The organism is Moorena sp. SIO4G3 (assembly GCF_010692305.1).
In the GTDB taxonomy this organism is placed as follows: domain Bacteria; phylum Cyanobacteriota; class Cyanobacteriia; order Cyanobacteriales; family Coleofasciculaceae; genus Moorena; species Moorena producens_A.
Genome location: NZ_JAAHIG010000435.1, coordinates 1 through 7,012, shown reverse-complemented (window position 1 = coordinate 7,012; position 7,012 = coordinate 1). Strand labels below are relative to the sequence as shown.

The 7,012-nt window shown below is 44.2% G+C and carries 6 protein-coding genes; all 6 read left to right on the top strand.

All coding sequences use genetic code 11. From position 1 onward, the window contains the following. Window positions 1–208 precede the first annotated feature (208 nt). The gene (locus F6J99_RS39160; protein WP_293121472.1) at window positions 209–1,732 is read left to right on the top strand and encodes an aspartate aminotransferase family protein; all 1,524 of its coding nucleotides are present in this window, start codon (window positions 209–211) and stop codon (window positions 1,730–1,732) included. After that, window positions 1,732–2,709, top strand: a complete 978-nt coding sequence (locus tag F6J99_RS39155; RefSeq protein ID WP_293121470.1) for an alcohol dehydrogenase catalytic domain-containing protein — start codon at window positions 1,732–1,734, stop codon at window positions 2,707–2,709. The genes F6J99_RS39160 and F6J99_RS39155 overlap by 1 nt, the downstream gene beginning before the upstream one ends. Window positions 2,710–2,720: 11 nt before the next feature. Then, window positions 2,721–3,389: a hexitol phosphatase HxpB gene (gene hxpB / locus F6J99_RS39150; RefSeq protein WP_293121468.1), complete on the top strand. Its 669-nt coding sequence runs from the start codon at window positions 2,721–2,723 to the stop codon at window positions 3,387–3,389. Between the two features lie 521 nt (window positions 3,390–3,910). After that, window positions 3,911–4,960, top strand: coding sequence for a zinc-binding dehydrogenase (locus F6J99_RS39145; RefSeq protein ID WP_293121466.1), 1,050 nt, complete (start codon window positions 3,911–3,913; stop codon window positions 4,958–4,960). 71 nt (window positions 4,961–5,031) lie between these two features. Next, window positions 5,032–6,009: a glucokinase gene (gene glk / locus F6J99_RS39140; protein WP_293121474.1), complete on the top strand. Its 978-nt coding sequence runs from the start codon at window positions 5,032–5,034 to the stop codon at window positions 6,007–6,009. A gap of 328 nt (window positions 6,010–6,337) precedes the next feature. After that, the coding region (locus F6J99_RS39135; RefSeq protein ID WP_293121464.1) for a DUF4037 domain-containing protein at window positions 6,338–7,012 on the top strand (675 nt) is incomplete at its 3' end.

The window sequence follows — 7,012 nt, the reverse complement described above, 5'->3', positions numbered from 1 at the left end:
TTGATAGGATGCTCTGGGTGCATAAAAAACCGGTAAGCGCAAGGAAAATTAACTAAAGACTGATCCAAAATATTATCAAAGATTAGTCTTATACTATGCAGGAATTATAGTACTCTTGTAATTCTTTTAAAGAGTACTGGTAAGACTGTATTTTTAGTGATTATTGCGCTTACCCTGTGCATAGGTAAAACAATAAAAAAGTGATTTAATGACTGAGATTAATCAATTCCCGTTAACAATGGCTGAAGAGTGGTGTGAAAATACTACCGAATACCCCTTGCATGAACAATTGGAAAAAATATCAGTTTTAGAGAAAGAAAAACTAGATTCATCAACTACAATCGACAGCCAGACTCTTCGCCAAATTGATCAGGAATACCTGTGTTGGGGGGATACGGTTCACTATCAAGAGCGACCAATAATCGTAACTGGTTGTAAGGGGGGATTGGTTTTCGACGATGAGGGCAAATCCTATATCGATACCGGAATGTGGCACTCAAGTTGTAACTTCGGCTATCGAAATCCAGAGATTGAATCAGAGGTTACTAAACAACTCCATACATTACCTCAAGCCAATGGCGACTTTCTACATCGTGAAAAATTATTAATCGCGAAACAAGTAGTAGATGCGATGTATGAAAGAACCGGTGTCAAAGGCCGAGTCTCTTTCAATGTTGGCGGCGCACTTGTGGTGGAAGATGCCCTAAAGATTATTCGTAAGAACACCCGCAAGAATAAAGTAGCTGTGATGATGGGTGGTTATCATGGTCGCTCTCTTGGTACTCTCAACCTTTCGAGTAGTCATCGATACCGACAGTACTTTAATGAGTTCTCAGAACGGGCAGTTATGTTTCCGTTTGCTAACTGCGCTCAGTGTTTCTATGAAAAAGAACGAGAAACCTGTGACTTATACTGCGAGAGCATGATTCGGAAGGCATTCTCCAATGAATTTTATGGCATCGCAAGTGAGACCAGTTCAGAAGTCGGTGCGATAGTTGTAGAACCTTGTCAAGGACGAGGCTACACCATCCCACCTAGGGATTTCTTTAAAGGGTTTATCAGTGAGTTACGACAAAAGCACGGACTTCTTGTCTTTGATGACGAAATTCAAGTTGGTATGTACCGTACTGGTAAATTATTTGCCTTCGAACATTTTGGGTTTGTCCCAGATATTATTACGTTGAGCAAATCCTTCACCAATGGTTTGAGTCCAGTTAGCTTAGTCTGGGCACGAGAAGACCTAGTAGCACCAGACTTTTTCACTCCTGGACACGCCCATAGCAACTTTGCTAACCATCCTCTCGGAACTGCTGCTGCTTTAGCAACATGGCGTTATATGCTGGCACAAGACTACGAAACATCAGTACCAGCAAAAGGTTTGTACTTTTTGACCAAACTCAAAGAACTCCAAGCCCGTCATTCCTGTGTCTATAGCGTAGATGGACTGGGACTTATACTGAACATGGTTTTTGCTGATGAAAAAGGTAAACCTTACAAAGGGTCTGCCAAACTAGCAGCAAGCATTGCTCAGGATAATGATTTTATTTGGAAAGACCAGAGTTGGCGCATGATTCTCCAAACCGGAGGATATGACCTGAACGTTTTGAAATTTGCTCCTTATCTTGATATCAGCTACGAAGAAATTGATTGTACTATTGGTGTTTTAGATCAAGTCCTACACAAGCTTGATATCCTATTATGTCCAACCGCTGAAACCGCAGGAGCTATTTGATGAGAGCAGCAGTTTTATCCAAAGCCAATCAAGTAGACATTCGCGAGTTTACTGAGCCTAGCAAAACTCAAGATAATGAAGTCATTGCTAAGGTAGAATTTGTGGGAGTCTGTAAAACAGACCAGCAACTAACCGCAGCAGGCTTAGATAAAGAGTGTATTCTTGGTCATGAAGTAGTCTGTAGCTTGCCTAATCAAAACGGTCATTTTGCCCTCAATAATGAGATTTCCTGTGGAAAATGTAGTTATTGTTTAGAGGGATTAACTAGTCACTGCATCAATCTTAAAGAACTTGGAGTAAATGAACATGGAGGGTATGCTGAGCAAATTTGTGCTCCTATAAATTCCCTACATCCTTTTGAATTCTCCAATCCATCTTTAGGAGTGCTCATTGAGCCTTTAAGTTGTGCAGTAAGGGGAGTAAAACGGATTCTAGCTGCTGTTAATCTATTAGCTACGTCACACCCTAACGTCCTGGTGATTGGGGGGGGGATTTCAGGAACTCTAATTACCTACCTCCTAAATCATTCCCCCAACTTCAAGGGAGAAATTAAAGTTTACGATATCACCAAAGAGCCGCTCCCTTGGCTAAACAAATTGGGAATTGAACGGATCGACGTTCCAGAACCAAACCAGGCACATGTGGTGGTCGAATGTTCCGGTTCACCAGGGGGTCTGGCTACAGCACTCGATCTTGTTCGTAAGGGCGGTTTAGTCTGTATCTATGGTGTTCCTAAACAAGGGATTTCTTTACCCATTTCTCCCCATGAGTTATTTATGCGAGAGATAGCGGTAGTGACGTCTTTTGCTGGCGCTACAGACGAAACCATTGCGGCTGCGATCGCATCCATCAAGGGCGACGAGGCGTTCTTTGAACAACTGTTGGGTCGGTTTATCCCTCTTGAGAAGCTTCCTATAGAATTGACTAATTGGAGTCCACAGCCTGGAACCCGAACTGTTGTAGATCTCGACGCTTGAGGAAGATTCTGATGCAGGATGTAGCTGTGATCTTTGATATGGATGGTTTACTAATTGATAGTGAACCGTTCTGGTCTAAGGTAGAAATCGAAGTCTTCAATGACCTTGGCATTCCCATGAACGAGAGTATGTCTTCTCAAACAATGGGTTTGCGAAACGATGAGGTGGTCAAGTATTGGTATGCTCGATTTCCTTGGACTGGTATGAGCCAAGCTGAGGTATGTCGAACAATGATCGCTCGGATGAGTGAGCTATTGATGACCATGGGACAACCGATGCCAGGTGCAATTGAAGCCGTAAAGTTGTGTCGGGAATTAAACTTACCCCTAGCCCTAGCAACGTCATCTCCCATGGGTCTAATTGATACAGTACTCAAACGGCTCGATTTAAAAGATGCCTTTGATGTGATTACATCAGCAGAAGCGGAGGACTTTGGTAAACCCCATCCAGCAGTATATCTCACCGCTAGCCGTCGTCTGGGTATAGAACCAACAAAGTGTGTTGCCTTAGAGGATTCGGTTCGTGGCGTGATTAGTGCCAAAGCTGCCAGCATGGCATGTATTGCAGTTCCAGCACCAGAAAATCTAGAGGATGAACGTTTTGCGATCGCAGATGTCACCCTTAATTCACTAGAACAAATCACTGAGCCTTGGCTGAAAAAGTTTTTAGCTGACCGGTAAAAGAAGTTAGTTGCGTAGTTGCGTAGGGTGCGTTAGGGGGGTTCTAATTTTCTCGGTAGCCAGAGTTAGGTTGCTGCCCGTAACGCACCACAGTTGCGTAGGGTGCGTTAGGGGGGTTCTAATTTTCTCAGTAGCCAGAGTTAGGTTGCTGCCCGTAACGCACCACAGTTGCGTAGGGTGCGTTAGGGCGGCCATAATTTTCTCGGTAGCCAGAGTTAGGTTGCTGCCCGTAACGCACCACAGTTGCGTAGGGTGCGTTAGGGCGGCCCTAATTTTCTCGGTAGCCAGAGTTAGGTTGCTGCCCGTAACGCACCACAGTTGCGTAGGGTGCGTTAGGGGGGTTCTAATTTTCCCGGTAGCCAGAGTTAGGTTGCTGCCCGTAACGCACCACAGTTGCGTAGGGTGCGTTAGGGCGGCCCTAATTTTCTCGGTAGCCAGAGTTAGGTTGCTGCCCGTAACGCACCACAGAGTCAAACTTTAATCAGATGCACCCACAGTAAACAAGATTGGAGCAAGAGATTATGACAACCATGCAGGCTGCGGTCTGGTATGGTCCAGGACGTGAGAACTTTCGCTTAGAAAAAATAGACCGACCTGAACCTAGCCCAGGGGAAGTTTTGATACAAGTTCAGAAGTGTTTCTTTTGTGCGATGCACGCACGGGCGGTATTAGTGGGACACGCCAAACATAATCCTCCAGTCATTTTTGGTAGGATGCTGGCGGGAGATGTTGTTGCTGTAGGGGAGGGTGTTACTAAACTCAAACCAGGGATGCGCGTTACCGTCAACCCAGAAAAACCCTGTGGAGAGTGTTTTTACTGTCAGCGAGGAGCATTAGGCCATTGCCTCAACCCAACTAAGTTACAACCCGGTGGCATGGCTGAGTTTGTATGCGTTCCGGCGTCCCTGGCTAGCGGAATCGTTGAGCTGCCTTCATCAATTCCCTATGAGTTTGCTGCCTTTACAGAAACACTAGCTTGTATCCTTCAGGGTATTGACTTATCTAATATTGGTTTGTCCGATTGTGTGGTAGTTATTGGTGATGGCGGTGTCGGACTGAGCTTCCTTCAGGTAGCGCGCTTGAGAGGTGCTACCAAAATTATTCTAGCTGGCAAACATGATGATTCTCTGGAACAGGCATCAGCTTTGGGTGCTGACCTTACCGTTAATGTTACCCGAGAGTCTCTCAAAGACATAGTGATGGCTCAAACCCAGGGTTATGGTGCTGATGTGGTTATTGAAGCCGTTGGCTCTGGGGAAACCTATGAAGAAGCATTAACCCTGCTCAGGTGTGGCGGTACCGCAGTTGGGTTTGGTGGAACACCCCCGGGAACAGAGTTTCGGGGCAATCCTAATTTAATTCATTATCGTTCCCTCAAGATTTATGGTAGCTATCGATATACTCCAGAGCATTTTCGTCAGGCCATAGACCTGATTTGCACAAAGAAGATTAATCTAGAACCGATTATTACTAATACTGTTCCCTTCTCAAAATTAACAACAGAAGCAGTTGATATCCACCATCAGCCGGATTGCCGAGCCTTAGTAATTGATTTTGCAGAGGGTGATTAACCTATAATTAAGTTAAGAGTTTGACAGCATTTTTGAATTTTGAATTTTGAATTTTGAATTTTGAATTACTTATGATATTAGCAGGTGACTTAGGGGCAACAAATTGCCGATTAGCAATATTTGACGAGAACCTATCTGTAGTTCAAAAAAGCACTTATAAGTGCAAAGACTATCACAGTTTTGAGGAGCTGGTAGGGGCTTTCGTTGAAAGCTGTGAGCATCCCATTAAAATTGCTTGTTTCGGCTTACCTGGTCCAATCAAGGAAGGTGTGTGTAAATTGACTAATTTACCCTGGGATAAAGTAGAAGCGGCTAAATTAGTTTCAGTTATAGGTGTTCCGGTTAGCTTGCTCAACGATGTAGAAGCCAATGCTTATGGCATAGAAACCCTAAAGGATGATGAATTAGTTACTCTTAATGTCGGCACTAAAATACCAGGGGGAAATCGAGCAGTAGTATCACCTGGTACTGGCTTGGGAGAAGCAGCAACCGTTGAGGTGAAAGGTCGAGTTCATGCGATCGCATCTGAAGGTGGGAGTACTGACTTTGCTCCTTTGGATGAGCTTCAAGTTGGACTGATGCGTTATGTTCAGCAAGAATACAAACGGGTGAGCTACGAGATTCTTGTAGGAGGTCCTGGCTTGGTTCGTATGTATAATTATTTGCGGGATAGCGGACATGGAAACACCCCTGAATGGTTAGCAGAAGAAATGAGCAAAGGAGAGCCAGCCGCAGCGATTAGTAATGCAGCTCTGGCCAATACCTGTCCCCTTTGTGTGCAAGCTTTAGAGATGTTTGTCTCAATCTTGGCATCTGAAGCCGCAAATGCTGCCCTTAAGTTTTTCGCAACTGGGGGTGTTTATATCGGTGGAGGGATTCCCCCTCGCATTCTCGATAAGCTGCGTGAACCTCTGTTTATGGAAAATTTTATTAATAAAGATAAGATGGTGGATTTGCTGAAGTCTATTCCTATCTATGTGATTCTTAATGACCAGGCCGCTTTACACGGTGCTGCTTGGTATGCTCGCAGAAGTCTATCTGAAACATAACTAATCCTAATTTCCTAATAGGTAAGCATATGCGCTACGCGCAGGCTACGCCAACAGCCGTGAGCCTTGGCCTTTGGGCCACGCTACGCGAATGGCTCACGCGTGCGCGTTCAGCTATCAGCCGTCAGCTTAAAATAAACCTCCTTTGCCTAACCTGGGCCGTTCCCGTAGCGTGCACAATGGGGAAAGGGGATAATTTAATAGTTTGAGATGAATTAGAACTTAAAGTCTGGGAAAAAATCTATCAAAGCATAAGCTGAACGCGCACGCGTGCGCGTAGCGCATTAGCTGAATGCTTACAAACGCTCTACTCTCGGAGAGCCATTTCATGACAAACAGTTTAGCTAGGATTGTGTCTATAGCTTCTAAATATATTCCCTTAATTAAAACTATTCCTCCCTTAGCAACAACTCTGGCGGCTGAGTTTGCTGCTTTGGATCAAGTTGTCGCTGTAGCATTAGCCGGTTCTCGAAGCCAACAGGTTTCCGACGACAGATCAGACTACGATTTTTATGTCTATGTCAAGAAAGATATTCCTGTAGAAATTCGAGCTGCGATCGCAAAACCATTTGCAGAGCGCATAGAAATTAACAACCAATTTTGGGAAACAGGTGATGAGTGGATTGATCTCAAATCTGGATTTGGTGTGGATGTGATGTATCGTACCCCCCAATGGATTGAAGAACAGCTTTCACGTATTCTCGTCAACCATCAAGCTTCCATTGGATATTCTACCTGCTTTTGGTGGAATATCCTAACCTCTGTGTGTTTGTATGATGCTGATGGTTGGTTTAAACAGCTACAAAAAAAGGTAAACCAGCCCTATCCTGAACCCCTAAAACAAGCCATTATTTCTAAAAATTATCCAATATTGAGGCAAACTATTTCTGCTTATACTCATCAGTTAAAATTAGCAATATATCGCCAAGATGCTATCAGTGTCATGCATCGAACTACTGGCTTGTTAGAAAGTTATTTTGATATTATCTTTGCTATCAATGCA